We start from the raw sequence: 23,904 nt of genomic DNA on the forward strand, positions 1-23,904 counted from the left end.
GAATATCAGGGAGGATAATACTGTGTTTAGAATGATGTATGTATTGATTTATATGGGACTGTATCTTCTATACAGCATACCCACGCTTCAAAAGGTAAAGAAACTAGACGAAAATTTGACCGTAGAGAAACAGGACTTGATCATTCATGAACTGCCTAAGAGATGGTCCAGGGGTATTATGAAACGTACTGGAAGTAACGTACATATTAGTGGGCTGAAGTCGATTCCAGTAGGGCCTGTCCTTTTTGTAGCCAATCATGCAGGGGACTTTGACATTCCAGTCCTTTTGGGTTCCATCCCCAAACCTTTTGGTTTCATTTCGAAGATAGAAGTGAAGAAACTGCCGATCATAAGCGACTGGATGATGATGATCTCGTGCATTTTCATTGATCGTAAAAATCGGAGACAGGCTGTACAGTCGATTCGTGAAAGTGTAGAAGTACTTAAAGAAGGTCACTCTCTATTAATCTTCCCAGAAGGCACAAGAAACAAAGGGGGAGGCTTAAAGGAATTCAAGACAGGAGGAATTCGTATGGCGAAGGACGCCGGCGTCCCGATCGTCCCCATTGCGATAAGGGGAACGGCTGATATGTTCGAGAATCAGCGCCGTGGTATCAAGCCATGCGATATATACGTCGAAATCCTTCCATCCCTTTCGTCTGCTTACGTTGCTGAAGCAGACGTAAAAACATTATCAATCGAGGTTCAAGGAATCATTCAAGCTTCATTGGACCAAACGAGAAAAGCTTCATAATAAAAAGCCCAGCCTTTGGCTGGGCTTTTTATTGAAGGCTGTTATCTCAATGATTGTTGTGCTTTGACTAAGATGTGCTAATACTCTATCAACGTGAGTGTGTTAGAGAGTAAGGGGAACTTTGGAGAACTGCTCCGCTTTCCAAGGGCGTTCGGCGGAGCTTCCTCAGTAAAAATTGATTCCGGGGTCTCGGTATTCCTGTTTTCCGTAGGAGTCTACACAGTTAGTTCCCCTTACCCTTTAAACAAGGATTACTGATAGATCTATATGTTTAAGAGTAAGAGGAGCATTTTTAATATTAGCTTGGCTATATGTAATTACTTCGGCATTTTATACATTTTGGTTAGGTGAGGAATATGACATTTATTTTGTTTAAGTTAAAAACTATACTATGAAAGTTGATTGGAGCGGAAGGTGCTCGACTCCTGTGGGAAAGCGGGACAGGTGAGACCCCGCAGGCGAAGCCGAGGAGGCTCACCGCCCGCCCCACGGAAAGCGAGCACCTGGAGCGCAAATCAGCCACTACTCGCTTCTTTATAACAAAAAAATGATTAGAAATAGCCTTATTGAAATAAAGGATTTAATTAGACATAGAACAAGATACAGAAGTACATAAACCCGCTTCCAGCAAGTACAAATAGATGCCAGATGGCGTGATTATACGGAAGCTTATTCCACACATAGAAAATGGCACCTACAGAATACATGATTCCGCCTGTCAAGAGAAGTCCGAATCCTGCACCGGTCAAACTCGCATACAATGGTTTAATGGCAATGACCACAAGCCAGCCCATTACGAGATAGAAGAGGGTGGATACCACCTGATAGCGCTGAACGAAATAACACTTGAATACAATCCCCACAACGGCAAGGCCCCACACGATCCCGAACAACGTCCATCCCAGTGCACCACGCACACTGACAAGCATAAAGGGGGTGTACGTTCCTGCAATCAGGACATAAATGGCCGAATGATCCAGAATAGCAAAAAGATTTTTCACCTTTGAAGGCTTAAAGCTATGTAAAAGGGTTGAAAATAGGTAAAGAAGAATCATGGAAGCTCCGAAGATAGAAAAACTGACGATATGCCATGCGGAACCTTCATGAACGGCGAAAATGATTAACATCACTAAAGCAGGGATGCTCAGGATCAATCCGATTCCATGCGTGATGGCGTTAGCAACTTCTTCTTTCCAATTGGAAAAATCGAAATCATATGTCAAAGAAGACACATCCTTTCTACGTTCATTAACCGAGTGATTTATATCCATCATAATCCTCTTTTCATGATTGTGCAATCATTAACATAGTAAAGGGTTAAAGTATTGAGTTGGATTCATTTTTGGAATGATGTATATTAAAAAAATAAGATTGCTTTCGTAAACATTGTTGCTTTTGGATGTGGAGAGTAGTGGTTGATTACAGCGAGAGGTACTCGCTTTCCGCGGGGCTGGCGGTGAGCCTCCTCCGGCTTCGCCCTGTGGGGTCTCAAGATCCAGCTACGGCGGCTAGCCCCTCGAGGTCATAAGTTAAATGGACCAAGAAGGCAAAAAAACGCCTTCTTAGCCCATTCATCATATGCTTGTCGGGGCTGACCAAGCCACCTCCGCTTTTCGGTCCACCTGCAGCGAGAATCAACTGCCTAAGCATAAATGTTTCAGTAATACCAGTGTAAATGTCAGAATAACTTACACCAACTCTTTTTTTCTTGTAGTTGCAGTGACCAATTATAGTGAATAGTACTTAAGCTCTTCTTAATTGATATTCACGAACCATTTTGCTCTGTCAATACTTGCTACAGTAGAGGGGGAAGGGAACTGTGGAGACTCCTACGGAAAACGGGCGTGCCGAGACCCCGGAAGCATTTTTTGCTGAGGAGGCTCGGCCGAACGTCCGTGGAAAGCGGAGCAGTTCCCTTCACCCTCTTCCACACAATAAATGACAGAGTTTAGCAAATCATAGTCTGTGTAAGAAAAACAACAATCTTTGTGAAAAGAGCCAAAAATTATAAAGAGTGAAAGAAGGAGTGGCATGTATGTGCGGTAGATTTTCCTTAACGACGCCTTTAGAGGAATTGGTGAAACAATATTTGATCGATGAATTTGTTGAAGAATGGCAGCCGAGATACAATATCGCCCCTTCACAGAACGTTCTTTCTCTTATATCTCATAAGGGAAAAAGGAGGGCAGGGGAGATTACGTGGGGGCTTGTTCCCAATTGGGCAAACCGCTCTAAGTGGAAACCGCTGATTAATGCACGAAGTGAAACACTCCTTGATAAACCAAGCTTTAAATCGCTTGTCCATTCAAAAAGAATGGTGATCTTTGCAGATGGTTTTTATGAATGGAAGAAGGATGAAACAGGTAAGACCCCGGTACGGTTCCAATTGAAAGGAGAAGAGCCCTTTGTATTTGCCGGATTATGGGACCGAAATGGGGAGGCAACCACATCCACTATCCTGACAACCGAAGCCAATCCACTGGTCAGCCACGTACATGAGAGAATGCCGGTGATGCTTACAAACCGTGAAGATATTGAGAAATGGCTTAATACTGAGGAATATTCCTATGAGGAAGCGTCTTCCGTGTTAAAGCCGCTCCCTGATGAAAGGATGAAAGGATACCAAGTTTCGACTATTGTGAACTCTCCTAAAAACGATCTGTCGGAATGCATCATCCCGATTTCATCCGAAGTGTAAAAAAAATATTCGTACTATTGCATGATTTGACAATTTATGCGAAGGGAAATAGGGTATAATAGAAGCATAATCGGGTGAAAAAGAGGATTGATACTTTGCTGACAAAAACCATCGAGTTCAAATCGAAGTATGGACGGAAGGTCAAAATCTCAGAAGTTCCTGTATTGAAGAAAGATAACCCTCTCTACCTAAGGGTCAATCTTAGGCTGAATCAATTCATTAAAAAAGTCATCAACCAAAACGAGCCTAAGACCATCTTCAGCTTTCGTGAACATTTAAAGAGAACGACGAAATGGTCAGAGTACGAAGAAATTTATCAATCAGAAGAGTTAAAGAATAATGCATAATTTTTACTGGGGGGTTCTGATCCTTTTGCGCAACTATGCGCAGGGTCAGACCTTTTTATATGATTTAGGTTTAGAAGAAGGGAAGTATCGATCGTCTTCTCGAATGATCGAGTCTGCCCTGAGAGTTAAATGCTGGCTATCTATTTAAATACGTGGCGATTAACGATATAATACTAATGATATGGGAGATAGGATGTGGCAAAATTGACCAAAATAAAGATTGTAACAGACTCGACAGTAGATTTATCAGATGAAATTGTAAAAGAATTGGATATTCATGTGGTTCCTCTGTCCATTTCAATTGATGGAGAAACCTACTTAGATAGAGTGGACCTTTCACCTTTAAGCTTCATAGAAAAAATGAAGTCTTCCAAGGAATTGCCCAAAAGTTCTCAACCCCCTGCAGGGTCATTTGTTGAACTTTATGATGAACTCGGCAAAGACGGTTCCTCCGTATTGTCCATACATATGACAGGGAATATGAGTGGAACTGTTCGCTCGGCAGAGTCGGCTGCAGAAATGTCGTCTTCAGAAGTGAAGGTTGTGGATTCGCGTTTCATTTCAAAAGGGCTGGCGTTTCAAGTAATCGAGGCGGCGAAACTTGCGCAGGAAGGAAAGGCAATGGAAGAAATACTCCATGCCATTGAAGAAATCCGTTCGAAAACAAAACTGTATGTCGTGGTTGATACCCTTGAAAATCTTGTAAAAGGTGGAAGGATTGGGAAAGGGCGCGCTATGATTGGCTCATTACTCAATATCAAGCCGATTGCATCTTTAGAAGGAGCAGAATATACACCGGTTGCGAAGGTCCGAAGTCATTCACAGGTAGTGAAGTATTTAACAGCGCAGTTTGTTGAAGATGTGAAAGGAAAGACCATCCGCGGGGTAGGTTTGGTTCATGCAGACGGACTGAACTTGGCACAAAACCTTAAAGCGAAGATCATTGAAAAAACCGGATATGATCAAATCGACATTGTCCCGACAACGCCAATCATCAGTACTCACACAGGGATTGGTGCAATTGGATTTATGTACTATACAGATTAATATCAGAAGGCGAAGAGGAATTCATCCTCTCGCCTTTTTTGTTTCAAAAAAGAGACAGCAGGAAAAACCTGCTGTCTGATTTCATGAAGGCATAGGTGTAGGGGTAGGCTTGGCATATCCTTCTTTATATTGCTCATCGATAAAAGTCCTGATTTGTTTGATGGATTCACCATTCTTATACTTTACGATGGACTCGGCAGCAATTTTCAAACAAAGCTCACACCGGGTTCCGTGATCATCCCAAACTACTTTCTCGCCTTCCATTTTATAAACAAAGCAATTGAGGTTGCTGTCGTGACCCGCAGAATCACCACACCCACAATAACAAGGGATGTATTTTAATAGCTCTGGGTTTTTCGCTGCAGAGGAATAGACAAGTCTCATATTGTCATCCTTGTCTTCAAGAAAAGACGGAAGCACATCCACAGATGCCGTTTCTTCTCGAATGTCCCCATTCGCAGCAGTGTGGTCATGGTGCGCTTCTTCATCTGGCTCACTTGAACATCCAGCAAGAATTCCCAGAAGGCCGATCAAAACCGAAAAGTACAATAAAATATTTTTCATCATGTCATTCACCTTTCATTTTGTCATACACGTATTTTACCATCAAATAAACAGCAGGCTCGTCCCAGTTCTTGTTTATTTTATGAATATTCTTGCGACCTCATAACCGAATGTATCATATCATAAAATATAATAGGGAAGATTCCTCATTTTAATGTAATGGACGTGGAATGACATCAGTCCTTCCTTATAGAGCATGACTTAGGGAGAAAGGAAGTGTACATGCTTGTCTGATAAAAAGAAAGTATTGGTCTTTTCAGATTTTGGAATCGATGATATTGTCGCGGTACTGTATGCTTACTATAGTGAGATAATCGAGATTGTCGGAATTGTATCGGATTATGGGAATGTATCAAGAGAAGCGGCATTGAAAAATGTGAAGTACCTGCAAAGTTTAACGGGGATAACGGATATTCCGGTCATTGGCGGAGCGGTCTCTGCCTTAACGGGTACACAGCCTCAGTTCTATCCGGAAGTCCACGGTGTGGCTGGTCTGGGACCGATCATTCCTGATGAAATTGAATTCAATCCATCTGACATCAGTGAGAATTTCTATGAAATCAAGGAAATTATTAATCAATATGCCGGAGAATTATATATCTATTCTGCAGGACGATTGACCTCACTCGCTACGGCCTTTGTTTTATATCCTGAAACGATGAAAAAAGTAAAGGAATTCTATGTAATGGGAGGGGCGTTCCATGTCCCCGGAAATGTTACCCCTGTAGCGGAAGCGAATTTCTACGGAGACCCGTATGCCGCGAATATCCTGATCCAGCTGGCGCCGAAGAAGATTCACCTTATTCCGTTAGACGTCACAATGTATGCCCTTATAACTCCTGCCATGATTGATCATCTTCATGATTTTTATGTGAAAACCAATGATAAGGTCGGTCAAATCATTAAACCGATGGTGGATTATTACTATGAGTTTTATAAAAAGACGTATCCCGATATATCGGGCAGCCCACTTCATGATTTATTGGCGATGTGGGCACTGGCTGACAGTGAAAAGATGATATTTGAGGAAGTACCGATACGAGTGGCTGTCAATACAGGCTGTACATTCGGGGAGAGCATCGGTGATTTTAGGAAGTCTCCGGATAAAGCTCACTGGCCAGTCCATAAAATCGCTAAACAATTCCATTATGGTCAATTCATATCCGATGTATTTGCAACATTGCAGTCAGGACCGAGCCGTCCATAGCAGCTCAGATAACAGGATATGTGTATTATTGTTTTACCGGAGAACAACCGTGATATACTATATAAAAGAGTAAGCGAGGTGAAGCATATGAAAAAAATATCCATTCTCATGCTCGCTTTTGTTTTTTTCCTTTCAGGATGCACGTTAGAAGATGCTGCTGATCATATTACAAGAGAAGTATCCAGTTGGGAGAAAGAAAGTCCCACTGAAACATTCATTCCTAAAAACTTAAAAGTGGTTTCTATAGGGGATTCACTGACCCAGGGTGTGGGTGACAGTACGAAAAAGGGCGGATATGTGCCTTATTTGGAAAAGAGTCTTGAATCAATGGACGGTGTAAAGGATGCCCAGTTTCATAACTACGGAATCAGGGGAAACCGGACCGATCAATTATTGAAGAGATTGAAGAAGGAAGATGTGAAATCTTCCATCGAAGATTCGGACTTAGTGATGATTACCATCGGGGGAAACGATGTTATGAAAATCTTTCGTGAGAACCTATCACACTTGAAGTTAGAAGTATTCCAGGAGGAAAAACGACAGTATCAACTCCGGTTACAAGAGATAATTGAAACGATCCGAAGCTATAATCCGGATGCAGGCATTGTCCTGGTCGGCCTGTATAATCCTTTTAACACTTGGTTCTCGGATATAGATGAAGTGAATCAAGTGATCCACAATTGGAATGAAGCAAGTATTCAGGTCTTGACAAGTTATGATCGGACGTTATTCGTGAAGATTGAGGACCTGTTTATTGATGCGGGAGATACCTTGTTATATGAAGATTACTTTCATCCGAATGATGATGGGTATAAATTGATCGCAGATCGAATGTTTACGGATCTTGCAAAAGGGGAAACATTAGCTACATTGACAGAGAAAAAAGATTCAAAAGAGGATAGGAGCAGCCGTCATGAAGAATAAATGGAAGGTAGGATTTTTTGTCCTTTTAGGTATGTTCATTTTGGGCCTGGTCATCATCGTGTCCATGATTTTTATGCCAATTAAGGATGACAAACTGCCTGATGGTAACAAAAATAATAATCAAGAAGTAGGGTTTAATGTAGAGACAAACAAGAGTGACTTGAATCTTATAATCGAGCATTATATTGAAGAAGAAGGAATGAAGGGGCCAGTGGATTATGATGTCCAGCTGAAGGATGATGTAGAACTCCTGGGCTCTGTTCCTGTCTTTACATCAGACATTGACTTTAAATTGAATTTTGAACCAAAGGCATTGGACAATGGGGATATTCTGTTAAAGCAGAAATCGATTTCAGTAGGTTCATTGAATCTTCCGGTTAATTACGTGCTGAAAGTAATCAGAGATTCATACAATTTCCCGGATTGGGTCAAAATTCAGCCCAATGATGAATTGATTTATGTCTCACTGCAGGACATGAAATTAAAAAGTGATGTGAAAGTGCGGGCAAACGAATTCGATTTAAAAAAAGATCAAATTTCGTTCAGGTTATTGGTTCCTGTGGACCGTGCACAATAAGAAAAGGTGGCTTCTTAAAGAAGTCACCTTTTTTATATGGGTCAGCTTCATATTTTAGGCCTCGTCACCCTTTTAATAGGAGAGCTTCCAGTTCCGGGGTTCCATTGGCTAAACCTACGGCTACAATCGTGTAGGCTTGATTAGGATCAAATTTTACATTTGGAAGGCTGAGTACACTGTTCTTACTTCCGGAGACCCTGGCTTCAAGGTTTACGGTCATCGGGGTTAACCCGAGATAATCAGTGGCTTGTTTAAAGGAGATATCCTGGAATATGACATCCCCGCCTTTCACGGCTATATCAACTGCCGGCGCGTCAGGGGAAAGATGAATGAATTTCACTTTGGTTTCTCCGTTTGGAACTGTGGGGTCATCCAGGTAAGGGAGTAATTGCATTTTATTAAGCGTTCCTACAGCTGCAAGTGTGTAAATTTTCCCTGGGTCGATTTTGACTTTTTTACTAATGACTGTTGTTACGCCCGTACCGGCAGGGTATACGTCAATATGGTATTTACCGGCTGGCAGTGTTAAATAATCGCTCACATCTTTAAATGCCACATCTCTGAGAACCCGATTTCCATTTACATATACATCTACATCAGGGGCATCAGGGACGGCATGAAGCAACCGTACATATGAAGGTTGAGTGGAGGTTGTGATGTCAGCACGTTGGGCCTGTAAAGCTAGCCTCATGTATTTAAGATGTTTTTGATAATAATGAACATGCATGGATGGATCAGTATATTTATAATAACCGGATAATAGGTCATACATCGCCGCTTTCGTTAAATAATCATGTTGGCTCATCCGTATCTCTCCCTTATCGTATTCACACATTAGAATATGCCGTTGCGAAAAAATGGTGAAAGTACCTATTTTTATAAAAATCAGAAATTTCTCTTGCAAAGAGGATGAAAATATTGGATAATATAAGTAATAATTGAGGAAGTGGGTGATGTTTTATGAGCTTATCATTAATGGAACAAGCAGCTAATGTAAATACGCAACAGATCGGTTCGTCACGTCATCTCACTTCAAACGGGATCATTTGATTTTTTCATTTCTTCTAAATTGGAGAATCCGTTGACGTGTCGAACCACGCAATGGATTTTTTATTTTGGGAGGGAAAAAGTTGAATACTAGAGAAAAAGTTTTTGAGATGATGAATCACTTGACAGAAGAAGGGCTTACATTAGGAAGAGTCGTGACCGAGCAAAGGGGTGCTTATATGGTCATGACGAAGACAGGGGAAGGTTTGAGAAAGGTTTCCGGAAAGCTCAGATTTGAAACCGTGCAGCGTGAGGATCTTCCGGCCGTTGGGGACTGGGTTCTTCTGGGCGGGGAAGGGTCTGTAATTGAAAAAGTGTTACCACGTACAAGTAAGTTTTCGAGAAAGAAGGCAGGGAATGAAGCAGAAGAGCAGATCATAGCCTCAAATATCGATACAGTCTTCATCCTATCTTCATTGAATGATGATCTAAATAGTAAACGGCTGGAGCGATATTTACTTCTATGTTGGGAAAGTGGGGCAAACCCTGTCATTGTGCTGACGAAATCCGATACGTGCACCGATATCGAAAAAAAGAAACGGGAAGTAGAGGACACTTTACTTGGTGTGAAGGTCATAACGATTAGTGCATTGAATCAAGACGGAATTGAGGAACTGATGCCTTATTTGGCCGAGGGTAAAACCGTTGCACTCGTCGGTTCTTCAGGTGTAGGGAAGTCAACACTAGTCAATTTGCTGGTGGGATATGACGTCCAGAAGACAAAAGAAATAAGGGAGTCTGATGATAAGGGACGACATACAACCACCCACCGTGAGTTATTTTTATTAGATAATGGTGCCTCGATCATTGACACACCGGGAATGAGGGAAATCCAGTTATGGCAAGGGCAGGAAGGATTATCGACTCACTATCATGATATCGAGGAGCTAGCACTTCAATGCCGCTTTACGGATTGCCAACATGAGGATGAACCTGGATGCAAGATCCGCAAGGCAATTGAAGAGGGAGCTCTCTCAGAGGAAAGACTCGAACATTTTCAAAAGCTCCAAAGGGAAATCGCTTATATGGAGAGACGGGGAAATAAACGATTGGAATCACTGGAACGAAAGAAATGGAAAAATATCGGTAAGCAGAGAAAGCTGAAATATTGATCAGAAGAGTGACCTTTTTGGAGGTCACTCTTTTTTCGATAATGAGGATAGAATGAATGAAGTACGTCATATCGAGCAGGCTTAATACTTTCCCTTTTTAGTAGGAATGCGTTAAAATCTCATACAAAGGGAATAGTGAAAGAGAATGATTCGGAAAGGATGATGAGAGTATGTCAGAGTCATCAAATTATCAAGTCGCCACGTTTGCTGGAGGATGTTTTTGGTGTATGGTGAAACCGTTTGATGAACAGCCCGGAATCGGAAGTGTGACATCCGGGTATACAGGAGGCCACATTTCCAATCCGACCTATAAAGAAGTATGCAGCGAAACGACAGGGCATTACGAAGCGGTTCAGATTGAATACGACCCAGCTCTTTTTCCTTATGAAAAGCTGCTGAAGGTGTACTGGCAGCAAATCGACCCGACGGATCCAGGTGGCCAGTTTTTTGATAGGGGTCAGTCCTATAAAACGGTTATCTTTTACCACGATGAAGATCAGAGAAAGTTAGCGGAGAAATCAAAGAAGGAACTTGAGGACTCAGGCGTATTCTCTAAACCAATCGTCACCGAAATTTTGCCTGCTAAAGAATTCTATCCTGCAGAAGAATATCACCAGGATTATTATAAAAAGAATCCCGGACATTACAATCGGTATAGCAGGGGATCAGGGAGAGTAGCATTCATCGAAAACCATTGGGGGGAAAAGAATGAGTCATGAAGATGTAAAGAAAAAATTATCACCCGAACAATATGATGTCACTCAAAACAACGGCACGGAGCCACCGTTCAGAAATGAGTATTGGAATACGTTCGAAGAGGGGATCTATGTAGATATCGTGTCAGGAAAGCCTCTATTCAGTTCCAAGGACAAGTATGATGCAGGCTGTGGATGGCCAAGCTTTACGAAACCGATTGATGAACAGGAAATCTCAGAAAAAGAAGACCGGAGTCACTTTATGATCCGTACAGAAGTAAGAAGTAAGGAAGCAGATTCACATTTGGGTCACGTGTTTAATGATGGTCCCGGACCTACAAAACTTCGGTATTGCATCAATTCAGCCGCTCTCAGGTTCATCCCGGTAGAGAAATTGGAAGAAGAAGGGTACGGCTCATACAAGAAGTTATTCTAACAAAGTGAATAGCTGTGAAAACATTCACATATGTGCTAATATAGACTTTTCATGTATAGTTGGAGCTACATATGTGTAAATAAAAGTATGATAGGAAGGTGAAAGAAGATGCTAAAAAAGCTTTTTGGTAAAAAGGAAGAAGCACCTAAAACGGTCAGTGCCGTCGCACCAATGTCCGGTACGGTTAAATCTCTTGAAGAGGTACCGGACCCTGTATTCTCTCAAATGATGATGGGGGATGGAATCGCCATTGATCCGACAGTCGGAAAGGTCGTATCACCTGTAGATGGGGAAATCATGCAACTTTTTCCCACCAAACATGCCGTAGGAATCAAAGCGAAAAACGGCGCAGAAATACTGATACACATCGGACTTGAAACCGTTTCAATGAATGGTGAAGGTTTCGAGGCGCATATTTCGGAAGGTTCAAAAGTAAGCATCGGAGATCCGTTGATTACGTATGACCTGGAATTAGTGAAAGAAAAAGCAAAGAGTACCATCACGCCTATTATCATTACAAATGGGGATGACATGGGAGATCTGGTGAAAAAAGATGTAGCAAGTGTTACAGCTGGAAAAGAAGAAGTTCTGGAGATTTCTTCAAAATAATAAAAAAGGAAAGACCGGCTTGGTTGCCGGTCTTTTTATTTTGGTGGAAAGTACATCCTCACGAAGGGTTATTTTCAATTTATGGAATTAGACGCAAAATGCTTTGGAAATGACGCAAATAATAAAATAATGACGCAATAAAATTAAAAACGACGCAATACCCCACTGAAATGACGCAAATACGCAAGCTGACCATTTAAAAAAGTTTGCGAGAGACCAGGAATCAGTAATGAAATCCCTCGTTAACACTCATCCTACTAAAAAGATTGAAACAAACGTACTAAACTTCATCGTAGATGACCCAAACACATGTTATTTCTCGCGCTTCGTTGTCATCCCGCCTGATAAAATGAATTTCATTGCTTCCTCGGATTTAATATCCAGAATTTCAATATCCGTTTTCGGAATCAAAAACGTCACGCCCGCGACCTGAAACGTTTGGGGAATATAAACAGCTGCGTGATTCTGCAGATCATCATGTAAATCCTCCAGGCTTTCTGTCGTAATGAATCCCAAACATTTCATTGACGTGCCAGGCATTGTGACGAGAGCTACCTTAGAAAATGACTTCTTTTCTCCCAGGAATGAATGAATCGTATCCTTTATGACCGAGTAAATCGTCTTGATAAAAGGAATTTTCTGTAGGAGGATATCCACTAATCGAATGATAGTCCCTGTGAAAAATTTAGTGGACAGCCATCCGAGAACCGTTAACAGGACGATGGTGGCCAGAAGTCCAATACCTGGGATATAGTTTTCATTCAGGTATGGTTTTAAGATATTTCCTAATAAGCCATCAAAAAATAAGAACATTTTATATACAACGTAACAAACAAGAGCGATCGGAACAATCGTGAGCACTCCATTGATAAACGATTTGAAAAACCATTTCATACAGCTATTTCTCCTGCCTTTTCTATAAACTCCCCTTATTATATAGAAAGATGTTCATACAGAAAAGGAGTTCCACTGAATTAATTAGGCGAATGCACAAACACTTTCTGGGTGTATGACATAGAGTATAAGGTAAATAAATAAATTTTTGAGGAGTGATAGGTATGAACTATGGATATGGTTGTTGTGATCCATGTTATCAAGGTGGGTATGCTTATCCGGTTGCTGGATGCGGTAATGGGTTTGCGTTGATCGTTGTATTATTCATCCTGTTGATTATTATTGGAGCCGTTTGTTACTGCGGGCATTAATCTGTGGTTTTGATTATCAAATAATGATGAAAAAAAGAGCTGTCGACACGACAGCTCTTTTTGGATTATATTTTAAAGCTTGAAATTAACTCTTTCAGTTTTTCCGCTTGCTGTGAAAGCTCAGATGCACTAGCGGTGACTTGTTCCATGGCAGCAGATCCTTCTTCAGAAGCGGCAGCTGTTGTTTCTGTGTTAGAAGCAGTGGATTCAGCTATTTCATTTACATGGGCAAATGAAGTGGCTACTTCTTGACTGAGTGATAGGGTTTCTTGAATATGATCCACCATTTCATCCACTACAACCGTTGTTTTCGTTGTTTGATTCAATATATCTTCAAGGGATGCATTGGTTTCATTGGTAATTTCAACACCTGCTATGACTTCTTTCACTCCATCAGAGTTCTGCTTGATGATAATATTGACTTCTTCCTGTATGCTGTGAACGATTTCCGTTACACCTTTGGCAGCTTGTCGCGACTGTTCAGCAAGTTTTCTTACTTCATCCGCAACAACAGCAAAACCTCTGCCATGCTCCCCAGCACGTGCTGCTTCTATGGCTGCATTCAAAGCGAGAAGGTTGGTTTGTTCGGCAATGTCTGTGATAGTGCCTATGATGGTGGTGATTTGTGATGAACGCTGACCTAATGCTTCTACCGTTTCACTTGTATTGGACATGGTTTCTTCAATGCTCATCATTTTTGATGAAGAAGCTTGGACGGTATTTCCGCCCTTCTCCGCAACGGCTCTCATATCTCGTGCGGTTTGTCTTACGAGATCCGCCTGATTGAATAAAAAGCGTGCTGCTTCCTCAAGGCTATTCATCTTTTCTAATGAAGAAGACATGCGATGAGTGGTCTGTTCACTACCCGCGGCAATTTCACTGGATGTTTCTGCAATGGAAGTGATTGTGCGTGACGTTTCCTCAGCAGATGCGAGAAGTTCCTGACTGCTTGCTGATACGTTTTCGGCCATTTCGGAAACCTGTTTGACAAGGATTGCGATTCCGGCGATAAGCTGATTTGTATCAGATGCGAGGCCGGCCAGTTCATCCTTGGATTTGACATGGATTCGTTTCGTCAAATCCCCACCCGCGTTGGCAATTTCTAAAATGGATGTACTGATTTTCTTTGTATTGGTTTTAATGTTATGAGATAAAATGATTCCAAAGAATACCGCTAAAAGAACGGCGAATGCAGATAAGCCGATGGTGGCAATTTTAGACATGTACACCTGTTGGTTCAGGGAGTCGATTCGGTCATTTAAATCTTTTTGCTGATCGACGACAATCATGTCTACATACGAACGAATCCCGTCCAAATATTTTTTGCCTACGCCTGTTTCAACCAGTTTTGCAGCCTTTTCGAGACCATCCTCTTTTCTTGTATCGATCACACGGTCTACAAATTGCATCCAGAATCCGTATTGTGCTTGAATTTTACCCATTTTATCAAGCTGGTCGGGGTTATCTTTCAAGAGAGAATTCAAGTCTTCGATATGACCTTCTACCTCTCTCTTACCATTTTGGTAGGGTGCTAGAAATCCTGTCGCACCAGTGATCACATAGCCTTGTTCCCCGATTTCAATATCATTTAATACTTTTGAAAGATCTTTCAACTTGGTATCGACCTTCATATCATAAGTAATCAACGTGTCGATCTCTTTTTCCAGCTTCATCATATTGAAATAAGAAGTAGCCGAGAGAACTAAAAGTACAATCGTTAATAACCCGAAAGACAGGACGACTTTTCCACGTATGGTACGAAAATACGATAAGATACCAAAGATATTTTTAGATCCTTCTTTTTTCTCTTTCTTTCTTTTTGGTACTTTTAGCAGTTTTTTTCTAGTCTTTTTCACCGTTTCCCCCTCCTGAAGATAAGCAAAAAGTAGCATCATAGGATGAACTTACCATTATTTTATACATATCGACCTAATATTTCTAGTCAATTTAGAGAAATTATGTCGAATTTTTGAGAATTTTAGTATATTTCAATCTTGTAATAGAGTTCGGTTCATATTTTTTCTTTCATGAATTATCGTACAGCTATGTTTCTTCAAAGAAAAAGTGAAAGATACAAAGGTGTTTTTTGATAAAGAAAGAAAGATTCGGCTTTTCATACATATGAATAATGTAAGGGAAATCTTGATGAGCATCCAGATGAGCGAATCGAAAGAGAGTACGAATCTGATTCTTTCAGGAGGGAGAACAATGCCTCATTCGCATTTAATAAAACCGTTGATTGGGGAACATTATCCGACGATTGATTATGGAAAGGGTGTTTATTTATATGACACCGAAGGTCATGAATATGTAGATGCCTGTTCCGGAGCGGTGACGGCAAATTTGGGACATGGTATGGAAGATATTCTTCAATCGATTGTGAATCAAGGGAACAAAGTGGCTTTTGTGTATCGATCTCAGTTCAGTAATCAGCCTGCAGAGGATTTAGCGGCCTTTTTGAATGACAAAACCGGGTATCCATGGACCTTCTTTGTGAATAGCGGGTCTGAAGCTGTGGAAACGGCCATCAAAATCGCGATTCAACATTGGCAGGAGCAAGGAAAGCCGATGAAAAGGAAGATTTTATCTAGGTGGCTCAGTTATCATGGAATCACCTTTGGGGCTTTATCTGCTTCTGGACATCCCACAAGAAGGGAACGATTCGATTCATTTCTGGGAGATTGGCCCACAATCGAGCCGCCATATTGTGCGCACTGTCCATTTGGGAAAACCCATCCCTCCTGTGGTCTGGCTTGTGCTTCCCAGCTGGATACGATGGTTAGAAGAATAGGTGCTGAAAATATTGCAGCGTTTATCGCAGAACCGATCATTGGAGCGGCAGGCGGGGCAATCACGCCACCGAAGGGATATTATGAACGGATAAGGGAAATCTGTGATGCGCATGACATTTTGTTCATTTCAGACGAGGTGATGACAGGGTGTGGCCGGACAGGGACTTTCCTTGCCCTTTCACAATGGGGAGTAGATGCTGATATTGTGGCGATTGGTAAAGGCCTTAGCGCTGGATATGCACCCATTGCAGCGACCCTCATATCAGAGAAGATCATGGAACCGATATTACATGGTAGTAAAGTGATCATGAGTGGTCACACTTTTAGTGGCAATCCCATGTCGGCAACTGCTGCATTGGCCGTCTTAAAGCTGATCGACTCAGAAAAAATCATTGAAGATGTCGAACAGAAAGGGACGTATTTAAAGAACCTTTTAAAAAAATGTCAAAATGAATTTTCTTATATCCAGGATATTAGGGGCAGAGGCCTCATGCTGGGCATTGAATTTACTGAGCGTGGTGGAGAATTTACGTCATTTATCGTTCAAACAGGCGTGGACAATGGAATCTTATTATATCCTGCTGCAGCCGGAATTGATGGTAGAAAGGGTTCTGCCATTATGGTAGCACCTCCTTTGAACAGTACAAAAAGGGAGCTTGATGAAATGGCGAAAAGGCTGAGAAGCACCTTTCAAATCGCAGCAGAGAAATGGAAGGTGAAGTAGATGTCCGGCCATCATAATAAAGTGAGTCAATTTGAAGATATACGAAATTTTTTCCAAAATGAAATGACACTGATGTTTGGTGGGTTTGGAGGCGTCGGATCTCCACCTACTATTATAAATCACCTGCTGAATTGGGGGGTGAATGAGTTGACGATCATCGGAAACGACACAGGATTCCCCCATATAGGAATCGGTCAATTGGTGGCACAAAATAGAGTGAAGAAAGTGATCGCCTCTCATATTGGATCCAACCCGATCGCAGGAAGGTTGATGAGTGAGGGGAAGCTAGAGGTTGAATTCTCACCACAAGGAATATTGGCAGAGAGAATCAGGGCAGGGGGCGTGGGCTTAAAGGGAATCGTAAGTGATATAGGGGTGGATGACCCCTATTTGAATAAAGGTAAGACTTTCTTTGAAATAGAAGGGGAACGTTTTGTATTTGAAAGCGCCCTGGTTGCCGAAGTGGGCATTGTCTTTGCGAAAAAGGCTGATACATTTGGAAATCTCATCTATGATAAGAGCGCAAGGAATACGAATCCACTCATCGCAATGGCTTCTGATATTACCATTGTTGAGGCTGAGGAAATCGTGACTTATGGAGAACTGGATCCTGAAGAAATTGTGACGTCAGGTGTATTTGTTGATCATATTGTATTGTCTAAAGGAGTCGATTGGAAATGGGCCTGGGAAACGAACTGAAGAAAAAGATGGCCATGCGGGCTGCGCTGGAAGTGAAAGAAAATATGATTGTCAATTTGGGTATTGGTATACCATCCCTTGTCCCAGATCACCTTCCCCAGGGGTTTCCTGTCGTATTTCAATCTGAAAATGGAATTATCGGAATCGGTCCTGCACCAGTTGGAGGATGTGAAGATGAGAATTTGTGCAATGCAGGAGGATACCCGGTTTCATTGATGAACGGGGGATGCTATACAGATAGCTCCATAGCCTTTGCCATGATCCGGCGGGGCAAGATTGATTTGACGATTCTTGGATCACTTCAGGTAAGTGAAAAAGGGGATCTTGCGAATTGGATCATACCGGGGAAAAAAGTTCCGGGGATGGGGGGAGCAACTGAACTTGCTTCTAAAGCCAAGAAGGTCATTGTACTCATGACCCATTTGGACAAACATGGAGGTAGCAAAATCGTGAGGGAATGTACCCTTCCACTAACAGCGAATCGCTGTGTCTCGATGATCATCACCGATCGGGCTGTCTTCACCATTGCAAATAATCAATTGATTCTGAGTGAGATCTTCCATCCATACACGGTGAAGGATATAGAAGAGACAACGGATGCACGTTATGTTTTAAGCCCTCAGATCAAATATTTGGGGTAGGGGGAGGAAATTCAATGGAAACTCATTGTCTCATTAGAGAAATAATAGAGGGAAAAAAGAAGAGAACGATCAAGCTTCTGCAAAGGCTTGTGCAGGAGGATAGTGTCAGGGAAAACGAATCGAAGGCACAGGCTATCATTATTGAAAAGTGCAGAAAGCTTGGACTGGAGCTGGATATTTGGGAAATCAATGAAAATGATGTTAAACATCACCCGTTTTATCGATGTGATCGAAAGAATTTTAAAGGAAATCCGAATGTAGTCGGAGTCCTCAAAGGGACAGGGGGCGGGAAGAGCCTGCTGTTAAATGGGCATATTGACGTTGTACCTGAGGGGGACAGGAAGGATTGGCTCCATGATCCCTATAGCGGAGTCATTGAGGACGGAAAGCTTTACGGACGTGGGGCAACGGATATGAAGGGAGGATCCGTTGCTTTGCTTCTGGCTATCGATGTAATCAAGGAGCTTGGAATTCCCTTGAAAGGGGATGTCATCTTTCAGAGTGTCATTGAGGAGGAGAGTGGAGGGACGGGAACGTTAGCCGCTTTAGTAAGAGGGTATAAAGCGGATGCAGCCATCATCCCGGAACCGACCAATATGAAGATTTTCCCGAAACAGCAAGGGTCCATGTGGTTTCGTCTAAAGGTGAAAGGGAAATCTGCTCATGGAGGTACTAGATATGAAGGGGTGAATGCAATTGATAAGGCATATAAGGTCGTCCAGGTACTTCACACATTAGAAAAAAAACGTAATGATAAGGTGGATGATCCATTATATAGCACGATCCCGATTCCATTACCTGTGAACGTCGGGAGAATCGAGAGTGGAAAATGGCCGTCTTCTGTCCCTGATACGGCAGTAATAGAAGGAAGGATAGGCGTTGGCCCTTGGGAAACACTTCAAGATGTCGAACAGGAATTTCTGACAGAAATGTCAAGAATGGAAATGGTTGATGCATGGTTTAAAGAACACCCTGTTGAAGTGGAATGGTTTGGCGGTCGTTGGCAGCCTGGGAACCTTCCTAGTGACCATGAATTAGTAAAGTCCTTGTCAGCACAAGCAAAAGTGGTAATGGGAGCGAATCCGATCATTGAAGCGTCACCATGGGGAACGGACGGTGGAATCCTATCTCAAGGTGGCGATATCCCAGTGGTTGTATTTGGTCCGGGAACAACACAAGTAGCACATGACGCGAACGAATACATTGAACTTGAGCGGATTTATCAGACGGCCGAAATTCTTTCTCTCTTTATGATTGATTGGTGTAATAGATAGCTTATTTCAGATCATAATGGGGTAAAGAGTAATATCATGAATTCATTATGGTTCGGCCCCATGCCAGATATCCAGCACTCCATCTATATTCATATCACCTTCAGAAGGAACAACTCGCTTATAGATAAGGGTTGTTCCCTTTTTATGGCTGTTTGTTTCATAACTTATCTCTTACATTCATATGTTGGTTAAAAAGGGGCTTATAAGGATGCAAACATACGAATATATAAAACAACCTAAACTTGAAGCGACCATTTATAAAGATGACTACAATCGAAGGATTCGGGTGGATGAGTTCAGAGGGAACCCAGAGGGATTGCTGGAATATGTCATGCATGAGGCTGAGTCTTATCGGTTAGATAAGGTTATTGTTAAGGCCAAGGCGAAACAGGTTTCCTGGTTTATGGAAAGAGGGTTTATTCTGGAAGGGGGCGTAAACGGTTACTTTAATGGAGACAGGGCATTTTTTTTGAGTCGTTTTCTGACGGATGACAGGAGGAATAGCTCCTATTGGAGAAAAGAGGATGAGATTCTCCTAGCGGTTCAACAACTTGATAGACAAGAACTAGTTGGAGACAGGACCATCTCTGTCGCCACCGAAGAGTACGCAGAGAAATTAGCGGATTTGTATAGGGAAGTATTTATGCTTTATCCTGTGCCATTACATGATCCTGACTATGTAAAGGAATCCATGAAAAATGGGACAATCTTTGTGTACATCGAGCAGGATGGGAGGATTGTCAGTGCTGCTTCTGCAGAAATATCATCAACCTATAAAAATGCTGAACTAACAGACTGTGCAACCAGGCCTTCCCATCGCAAGGGAGGATATATGAAGCATTTGTTAAGGAGATTGGAAGATGAATTGATCAATCAGAATATTTTTTGCGCCTATACCATTGCCAGGGCGCTATCATTTGGCATGAATGCGGCATTCCATCAACTTGGATACACATACGGGGGGAGGCTTGCGAATAACTGCATCATCTTTGACAAAATGGAAGATATGAACCTTTGGGAAAGGGATTTAAGTCAAACGTAGTAGAGTTGACCGAGAATCCAATTGTCTTGCATCGGTTGTTCTAAAGCGTGATATGAATCCGTTGGATAGAAACTCTTGGAAAGTTGGTGGAGTAGATGAAAATGAATCTCTATAAACCCAAAAGGGATTGGAAGGATATTGAACTTTGGAAGGATGTCACAGAAGAACAATGGAATAACTGGTTATGGCAGTTAACAAATACGATCAGAACACTTGATGACTTGAAGAAAGTGGTGAACTTGACTCCTGAGGAAGAAGAAGGAGTTAGAATCTCAACCAAGACCATCCCGTTGAATATCACCCCTTATTATGCATGGCTGATGAATGAGGATGATCCCCGTTGTCCGATACGGATGCAATCCGTCCCGATTGGAGAAGAAATCCATAAAACGAAGTATGATTTAGAGGATCCATTACATGAAGATGAAGATTCACCCGTTCCCGGATTGACACACCGGTACCCGGACAGGGTGTTGTTTCTTGTCACCAATCAATGCTCGATGTATTGCCGTTATTGTACGAGAAGGAGGTTCTCCGGCCAGATTGGTATGGGGGTCCCCAAAAAGCAATTGGATGCAGCAATAGAATATATCAGGGAAACTTCAAGTGTAAGGGATGTTTTGCTCTCTGGTGGTGATGGTCTCCTGATCAATGATCAGATTCTTGAGTATATTCTAAAGAACCTAAGGGACATTCCCCATGTCGAAATCATTCGCATTGGAACGAGAGCGCCCGTCGTCTTTCCACAAAGGATCACCGAGAACCTATGTAATATTCTAAAGAAGTATCATCCAGTATGGTTAAATACCCACTTCAATACATCCATCGAAATTACCGAGGAATCGAAAAAGGCTTGTGAAATGCTTGTAAATGCAGGGGTACCTGTAGGGAATCAAGCAGTGATCCTTGCAGGGATAAACGACAGTGTCCCAATCATGAAAAAGCTTATGCATGACCTGGTTAAGATTCGCGTTCGTCCATACTATATTTATCAATGTGATTTATCTGAAGGAATCGGGCATTTCCGTGCGCCTGTCAGCAAGGGGCTGGAAATCATCGAAGGGTTGAGGGGCCACACATCGGGTTACGCGGTACCTACCTTCGTCCTGGATGCCCCGGGTGGAGGCGGGAAAATTTCCTTACAGCCCAACTATTTAATTTCCCAAAGTGCTTCAAAGGTAGTTGTCCGTAATTTCGAAGGAGTCATATCCACTTATCCCGAACCCGAGGATTACGTTGCTGGAAGGGCAGACGACTATTTTAAAGAAGTGTATCATGATGAAGAAATCAAAGAACCGACGATAGGAATCGCAGGGTTGATGAACCAGACCCATTCATCACTCACACCAGCCGGACTCAAACGCCTTGAGCGTCGCAAGGAATATCAGGAGAATCCGGATCACAACTCCCTTAAAGATTTCAGAGGGAAAAGGGATCAACTCAAAGAAAAGAAGCATAAAGCGATGCTTTCCAAAATGAATCAGAATCAAAATGATGATAAGGAAGAATCGTCAAATGGATAAATTTAAAACGTGCGAATGGTGTGAAGAAAATAAGACCCAGGCCCATCTATCAAATGTGTATTGGGAGCTGCCCGACGGCTCAAGAGCGATTCAGATTGTGAATGTCCCGAGCGTATGCTGTAGTCATTGTGATATGGAGTATCAGGAAGAATCAGTCATCAATGAGATTGAAGATCAGCTCATGCTGATAGATACCAGATTGATTGATAAAGTGATTCCTTATGAAGAGTTGATGAACCTACCAAGGTTACTAAAAAGGAATTACTTTCGATTTTAGTAGGGATGCCCGCTTTTAGTTCAAACACTTTACGAATCTGTATACTTCCGCTATCCTTTTAAAAAAGGAACAGGGCAGGTGGAAGAAATGAGAAAATCCTTTTATCACTATTTAATGAAATTTAGGCAACCTACTGCCAAAGATGATATGACGAGATTTGCCAATTCAGCTTATGATGATCACGGCTTCCCGAAACAATCGCGGCAATACGATGAAATCAGTTCGTACCTGGAAATGAATGGGCATTACCTTGAGAGTATGTCCATTTTTGATAGAGCCTGGGATCATTATCAGTTAGATGAAAAGGAATGAAGTTAATACCTTAAGCTAAAGGACTGACATTTGTTAGGAACAAACGTCGGTCCTTTTTTTCAAAACCCATTTTGTTCATCTAGAAACCTCATTTTAAAAACATTTCTTACCCTAAAGATTAGGTAGTCAGGGATTTCGTGTATACCGATACGATTGTAATTGCATATCATATAAAAAAGGCGATTAAGGGTGAGGGGAGAATGAAGAAACGAAAAGAGCCTAGATTCAGAGTTGGGGAAACGGTAGTCGTTACAATCTATGGTACTGTCGGGAAGATTACCGATATCAAAAAGCTTGACGGAGAGTTTCTATATGAAGTGAATGAAAGTGAAGGGCTATTCAAGGAGAAAGCACTAGAACTGCTTGATTCTTATGATGGATATATTTTTGAACAGGAACAAATTGATATTGAGTATAAATTTTTGTTTGGAGACCTTGTCATTGTGAAGGGGTATGAAGAGGACCTCTTTAAAGTGGTTGGCTTCAGAACAGAAATATGGAGGTATAAAGACGATGCCTGGGAAGATGTGATCTATGAATTAATGAGGATCACGGATGGTGAATGGCTGGAGGCAGATGAAGATGAAATTACCTTAGTTGCAGATGAAGAGCAGGCAGAAGCATTTATAAAAAAATATGGGTTCGTTTTTCCGCAAAAAAAAGAAGGGAAATCGAAATCACTTCATTCACCTGCGCATCCTAAGCCAAGCTGGATTGATCAGCTCCTGGATCATTATAATGACTACAAAACATTGTATCTCCTATTCCAGGATAATAAATACAAGAATAAAATGGATTATGTGTTAGAACAGTTGAAAAATCATACAAACTCGCAATCTATAGTTAAAGAGAAGGAATGAGCCACATAATATATAGAAATACGGGGACGCTTATCAGTAAGAATGACACAAGGATGACACGAAGGATCCATTGCATACCTGAAACAATCATCCCTTCCCCATTTTCAAGCCCCTTTAACATTGATTTGGTTTTCTGAGTAAGTGTATGTAACATATTATCGCTCCTCTGCCTTTGATGATAAAGTCTATGCTTGTCTTTAAAGTGTTATGAAAACTTTTTTTCTTCTGGCATAACCGGGAGAGTATGGTCATAAATTGAGAATCAAAGGGGGCGATCACATGCGGGAGATAGAAGTATTTATCGACACCGAGGAAATTGCTGAGTTCTTCATGAAAGAACTTATTCAAAGAGGATATGTACCGACCGAAGATGAGCTTGAAGAAATAGCGGATATCACTTTCGAGTATCTGATTGCCAAATGCATCATTGATGAAGAATGGGAAGATGATGTATAGAATCTGTTCAACCATTTGATTTGGATATTCAAATAGTCTGGATTGACCATTCATATAACAAGGATTAACTCTTATGTGCCTC

The 23,904-nt window shown here is 41.7% G+C and carries 28 protein-coding genes; 22 read left to right on the forward strand and 6 right to left on the reverse strand.

The features are described from left to right. The first annotated feature begins 31 nt into the window (after nt 1–31). A complete protein-coding gene (locus tag LCL96_RS05730) occupies nt 32–754 on the forward strand; it encodes a lysophospholipid acyltransferase family protein (protein ID WP_224941305.1) in 723 nt (240 codons plus the stop codon). A 584-nt stretch (nt 755–1,338) separates the two neighbouring features. Here the strand turns inward: LCL96_RS05730 and trhA are convergent. Continuing rightward, nucleotides 1,339–1,977 carry a PAQR family membrane homeostasis protein TrhA gene (gene trhA / locus LCL96_RS05735; protein WP_224940464.1) on the reverse strand — a complete coding sequence of 213 codons (639 nt, stop codon included), beginning with the start codon at nt 1,975–1,977 and terminating at the stop codon, nt 1,339–1,341. Between the two features lie 812 nt (nt 1,978–2,789). Between trhA and LCL96_RS05740 the strand changes: the two genes are divergently transcribed. The 3 genes from LCL96_RS05740 to LCL96_RS05750 all read left to right on the forward strand — a co-directional run bounded on the left by LCL96_RS05740 (nt 2,790) and on the right by LCL96_RS05750 (nt 4,846). Beyond that, nucleotides 2,790–3,452, forward strand: coding sequence for an SOS response-associated peptidase (locus LCL96_RS05740; RefSeq protein ID WP_224940465.1), 663 nt, complete (start codon nt 2,790–2,792; stop codon nt 3,450–3,452). A 74-nt stretch (nt 3,453–3,526) separates the two neighbouring features. Further along, nucleotides 3,527–3,799, forward strand: a complete 273-nt coding sequence (locus LCL96_RS05745; RefSeq protein ID WP_224940466.1) for a DUF2535 family protein — start codon at nt 3,527–3,529, stop codon at nt 3,797–3,799. A 204-nt stretch (nt 3,800–4,003) separates the two neighbouring features. Further along, nucleotides 4,004–4,846, forward strand: coding sequence for a DegV family protein (locus LCL96_RS05750; protein WP_224941306.1), 843 nt, complete (start codon nt 4,004–4,006; stop codon nt 4,844–4,846). An 81-nt stretch (nt 4,847–4,927) separates the two neighbouring features. On the opposite strand, the gene LCL96_RS05755 is transcribed toward LCL96_RS05750, so the two are convergent. Further along, nucleotides 4,928–5,410: a PCYCGC motif-containing (lipo)protein gene (locus LCL96_RS05755; RefSeq protein ID WP_412103560.1), complete on the reverse strand. Its 483-nt coding sequence runs from the start codon at nt 5,408–5,410 to the stop codon at nt 4,928–4,930. 226 nt (nt 5,411–5,636) lie between these two features. Between LCL96_RS05755 and LCL96_RS05760 the strand changes: the two genes are divergently transcribed. The 3 genes from LCL96_RS05760 to LCL96_RS05770 all read left to right on the forward strand — a co-directional run bounded on the left by LCL96_RS05760 (nt 5,637) and on the right by LCL96_RS05770 (nt 8,118). Next, nucleotides 5,637–6,617: a nucleoside hydrolase gene (locus LCL96_RS05760; RefSeq protein ID WP_224940468.1), complete on the forward strand. Its 981-nt coding sequence runs from the start codon at nt 5,637–5,639 to the stop codon at nt 6,615–6,617. Between the two features lie 87 nt (nt 6,618–6,704). Continuing rightward, nucleotides 6,705–7,541 carry an SGNH/GDSL hydrolase family protein gene (locus tag LCL96_RS05765; protein WP_224940469.1) on the forward strand — a complete coding sequence of 279 codons (837 nt, stop codon included), beginning with the start codon at nt 6,705–6,707 and terminating at the stop codon, nt 7,539–7,541. Beyond that, nucleotides 7,531–8,118, forward strand: coding sequence for a YpmS family protein (locus tag LCL96_RS05770; protein WP_224940470.1), 588 nt, complete (start codon nt 7,531–7,533; stop codon nt 8,116–8,118). The genes LCL96_RS05765 and LCL96_RS05770 overlap by 11 nt, the downstream gene beginning before the upstream one ends. Before the next feature lie 64 nt (nt 8,119–8,182). On the opposite strand, the gene LCL96_RS05775 is transcribed toward LCL96_RS05770, so the two are convergent. Further along, the gene (locus tag LCL96_RS05775; protein WP_224940471.1) at nt 8,183–8,923 is read right to left on the reverse strand and encodes a DUF4397 domain-containing protein; all 741 of its coding nucleotides are present in this window, start codon (nt 8,921–8,923) and stop codon (nt 8,183–8,185) included. Between the two features lie 325 nt (nt 8,924–9,248). Between LCL96_RS05775 and rsgA the strand changes: the two genes are divergently transcribed. The 4 genes from rsgA to LCL96_RS05795 all read left to right on the forward strand — a co-directional run bounded on the left by rsgA (nt 9,249) and on the right by LCL96_RS05795 (nt 12,017). Next, nucleotides 9,249–10,277, forward strand: a complete 1,029-nt coding sequence (gene rsgA, locus LCL96_RS05780; RefSeq protein WP_224940472.1) for a ribosome small subunit-dependent GTPase A — start codon at nt 9,249–9,251, stop codon at nt 10,275–10,277. Between the two features lie 170 nt (nt 10,278–10,447). Next, a complete protein-coding gene (msrA, locus tag LCL96_RS05785) occupies nt 10,448–10,996 on the forward strand; it encodes a peptide-methionine (S)-S-oxide reductase MsrA (protein ID WP_224940473.1) in 549 nt (182 codons plus the stop codon). Further along, on the forward strand, nt 10,986–11,408 hold the full coding sequence (msrB, locus tag LCL96_RS05790) for a peptide-methionine (R)-S-oxide reductase MsrB (RefSeq protein ID WP_224940474.1): 423 nt from the start codon (nt 10,986–10,988) through the stop codon (nt 11,406–11,408). Before msrA ends, msrB begins: the two co-directional genes overlap by 11 nt. A gap of 108 nt (nt 11,409–11,516) precedes the next feature. Beyond that, a complete protein-coding gene (locus LCL96_RS05795; RefSeq protein WP_224940475.1) occupies nt 11,517–12,017 on the forward strand; it encodes a PTS glucose transporter subunit IIA in 501 nt (166 codons plus the stop codon). Between the two features lie 312 nt (nt 12,018–12,329). Here LCL96_RS05795 and LCL96_RS05800 read toward each other — a convergent pair whose 3' ends face one another. After that, a complete protein-coding gene (locus LCL96_RS05800) occupies nt 12,330–12,911 on the reverse strand; it encodes a DUF502 domain-containing protein (protein ID WP_224940476.1) in 582 nt (193 codons plus the stop codon). Nucleotides 12,912–13,075: 164 nt separating this feature from the next. On the opposite strand from LCL96_RS05800, the gene LCL96_RS05805 reads away from it, so the two are divergent. Continuing rightward, nucleotides 13,076–13,222, forward strand: coding sequence for a YjcZ family sporulation protein (locus tag LCL96_RS05805; protein WP_224940477.1), 147 nt, complete (start codon nt 13,076–13,078; stop codon nt 13,220–13,222). Nucleotides 13,223–13,287: 65 nt separating this feature from the next. Here LCL96_RS05805 and LCL96_RS05810 read toward each other — a convergent pair whose 3' ends face one another. After that, complete coding sequence (locus LCL96_RS05810) at nt 13,288–15,078, reverse strand: methyl-accepting chemotaxis protein (protein ID WP_224940478.1); 1,791 nt, start codon at nt 15,076–15,078, stop codon at nt 13,288–13,290. Between the two features lie 352 nt (nt 15,079–15,430). Between LCL96_RS05810 and LCL96_RS05815 the strand changes: the two genes are divergently transcribed. The 9 genes from LCL96_RS05815 to LCL96_RS05855 all read left to right on the forward strand — a co-directional run bounded on the left by LCL96_RS05815 (nt 15,431) and on the right by LCL96_RS05855 (nt 23,366). Further along, a complete protein-coding gene (locus LCL96_RS05815; RefSeq protein ID WP_224940479.1) occupies nt 15,431–16,738 on the forward strand; it encodes an aspartate aminotransferase family protein in 1,308 nt (435 codons plus the stop codon). After that, the gene (locus LCL96_RS05820) at nt 16,739–17,437 is read left to right on the forward strand and encodes a 3-oxoacid CoA-transferase subunit A (RefSeq protein WP_224940480.1); all 699 of its coding nucleotides are present in this window, start codon (nt 16,739–16,741) and stop codon (nt 17,435–17,437) included. After that, the gene (locus tag LCL96_RS05825; protein ID WP_224940481.1) at nt 17,416–18,078 is read left to right on the forward strand and encodes a 3-oxoacid CoA-transferase subunit B; all 663 of its coding nucleotides are present in this window, start codon (nt 17,416–17,418) and stop codon (nt 18,076–18,078) included. The genes LCL96_RS05820 and LCL96_RS05825 overlap by 22 nt, the downstream gene beginning before the upstream one ends. A gap of 14 nt (nt 18,079–18,092) precedes the next feature. Beyond that, nucleotides 18,093–19,352 (forward strand): peptidase, encoded by a 1,260-nt coding sequence (locus LCL96_RS05830; protein WP_224940482.1) that lies wholly within the window; start codon nt 18,093–18,095, stop codon nt 19,350–19,352. A gap of 208 nt (nt 19,353–19,560) precedes the next feature. Continuing rightward, nucleotides 19,561–20,394, forward strand: coding sequence for a putative beta-lysine N-acetyltransferase (gene ablB, locus LCL96_RS05835; RefSeq protein ID WP_224940483.1), 834 nt, complete (start codon nt 19,561–19,563; stop codon nt 20,392–20,394). A gap of 95 nt (nt 20,395–20,489) precedes the next feature. Continuing rightward, on the forward strand, nt 20,490–21,917 hold the full coding sequence (gene ablA, locus LCL96_RS05840) for a lysine 2,3-aminomutase (RefSeq protein WP_224940484.1): 1,428 nt from the start codon (nt 20,490–20,492) through the stop codon (nt 21,915–21,917). After that, nucleotides 21,910–22,194: a YokU family protein gene (locus LCL96_RS05845; RefSeq protein ID WP_224940485.1), complete on the forward strand. Its 285-nt coding sequence runs from the start codon at nt 21,910–21,912 to the stop codon at nt 22,192–22,194. The genes ablA and LCL96_RS05845 overlap by 8 nt, the downstream gene beginning before the upstream one ends. 87 nt (nt 22,195–22,281) lie before the next feature. Next, a complete protein-coding gene (locus LCL96_RS05850; protein ID WP_224940486.1) occupies nt 22,282–22,506 on the forward strand; it encodes a YozE family protein in 225 nt (74 codons plus the stop codon). 200 nt (nt 22,507–22,706) lie between these two features. After that, complete coding sequence (locus tag LCL96_RS05855; RefSeq protein WP_224940487.1) at nt 22,707–23,366, forward strand: hypothetical protein; 660 nt, start codon at nt 22,707–22,709, stop codon at nt 23,364–23,366. Here the strand turns inward: LCL96_RS05855 and LCL96_RS05860 are convergent. Continuing rightward, nucleotides 23,350–23,520 carry a hypothetical protein gene (locus LCL96_RS05860; protein ID WP_224940488.1) on the reverse strand — a complete coding sequence of 57 codons (171 nt, stop codon included), beginning with the start codon at nt 23,518–23,520 and terminating at the stop codon, nt 23,350–23,352. The genes LCL96_RS05855 and LCL96_RS05860 overlap by 17 nt on opposite strands. A gap of 125 nt (nt 23,521–23,645) precedes the next feature. On the opposite strand from LCL96_RS05860, the gene LCL96_RS05865 reads away from it, so the two are divergent. Continuing rightward, nucleotides 23,646–23,822, forward strand: coding sequence for a YozD family protein (locus LCL96_RS05865; RefSeq protein ID WP_224940489.1), 177 nt, complete (start codon nt 23,646–23,648; stop codon nt 23,820–23,822). The last annotated feature ends 82 nt before the right edge of the window (nt 23,823–23,904 follow it).

This window comes from Rossellomorea aquimaris (genome assembly GCF_020172085.1).
GTDB lineage: Bacteria > Bacillota > Bacilli > Bacillales > Bacillaceae_B > Rossellomorea > Rossellomorea aquimaris_E.

Coding starts and splice junctions, on each gene's coding strand:
- LCL96_RS05815 (WP_224940479.1), top strand. CDS start 15,431: ATGCCTCATTCGCATTTAATAAAACCGTTGATTGGGGAACATTATCCG.
- LCL96_RS05730 (WP_224941305.1), top strand. CDS start 32: ATGATGTATGTATTGATTTATATGGGACTGTATCTTCTATACAGCATA.
- ablA (WP_224940484.1), top strand. CDS start 20,490: ATGAAAATGAATCTCTATAAACCCAAAAGGGATTGGAAGGATATTGAA.
- LCL96_RS05770 (WP_224940470.1), top strand. CDS start 7,531: ATGAAGAATAAATGGAAGGTAGGATTTTTTGTCCTTTTAGGTATGTTC.
- LCL96_RS05850 (WP_224940486.1), top strand. CDS start 22,282: ATGAGAAAATCCTTTTATCACTATTTAATGAAATTTAGGCAACCTACT.
- LCL96_RS05830 (WP_224940482.1), top strand. CDS start 18,093: ATGGAAACTCATTGTCTCATTAGAGAAATAATAGAGGGAAAAAAGAAG.
- LCL96_RS05860 (WP_224940488.1), bottom strand. CDS start 23,520: ATGTTACATACACTTACTCAGAAAACCAAATCAATGTTAAAGGGGCTT.
- LCL96_RS05740 (WP_224940465.1), top strand. CDS start 2,790: ATGTGCGGTAGATTTTCCTTAACGACGCCTTTAGAGGAATTGGTGAAA.
- LCL96_RS05755 (WP_412103560.1), bottom strand. CDS start 5,410: ATGAAAAATATTTTATTGTACTTTTCGGTTTTGATCGGCCTTCTGGGA.
- LCL96_RS05795 (WP_224940475.1), top strand. CDS start 11,517: ATGCTAAAAAAGCTTTTTGGTAAAAAGGAAGAAGCACCTAAAACGGTC.
- LCL96_RS05805 (WP_224940477.1), top strand. CDS start 13,076: ATGAACTATGGATATGGTTGTTGTGATCCATGTTATCAAGGTGGGTAT.
- LCL96_RS05800 (WP_224940476.1), bottom strand. CDS start 12,911: ATGAAATGGTTTTTCAAATCGTTTATCAATGGAGTGCTCACGATTGTT.
- LCL96_RS05765 (WP_224940469.1), top strand. CDS start 6,705: ATGAAAAAAATATCCATTCTCATGCTCGCTTTTGTTTTTTTCCTTTCA.
- LCL96_RS05820 (WP_224940480.1), top strand. CDS start 16,739: ATGTCCGGCCATCATAATAAAGTGAGTCAATTTGAAGATATACGAAAT.
- msrA (WP_224940473.1), top strand. CDS start 10,448: ATGTCAGAGTCATCAAATTATCAAGTCGCCACGTTTGCTGGAGGATGT.
- msrB (WP_224940474.1), top strand. CDS start 10,986: ATGAGTCATGAAGATGTAAAGAAAAAATTATCACCCGAACAATATGAT.
- LCL96_RS05825 (WP_224940481.1), top strand. CDS start 17,416: ATGGGCCTGGGAAACGAACTGAAGAAAAAGATGGCCATGCGGGCTGCG.
- LCL96_RS05855 (WP_224940487.1), top strand. CDS start 22,707: ATGAAGAAACGAAAAGAGCCTAGATTCAGAGTTGGGGAAACGGTAGTC.
- LCL96_RS05865 (WP_224940489.1), top strand. CDS start 23,646: ATGCGGGAGATAGAAGTATTTATCGACACCGAGGAAATTGCTGAGTTC.
- ablB (WP_224940483.1), top strand. CDS start 19,561: ATGCAAACATACGAATATATAAAACAACCTAAACTTGAAGCGACCATT.
- LCL96_RS05775 (WP_224940471.1), bottom strand. CDS start 8,923: ATGAGCCAACATGATTATTTAACGAAAGCGGCGATGTATGACCTATTA.
- LCL96_RS05845 (WP_224940485.1), top strand. CDS start 21,910: ATGGATAAATTTAAAACGTGCGAATGGTGTGAAGAAAATAAGACCCAG.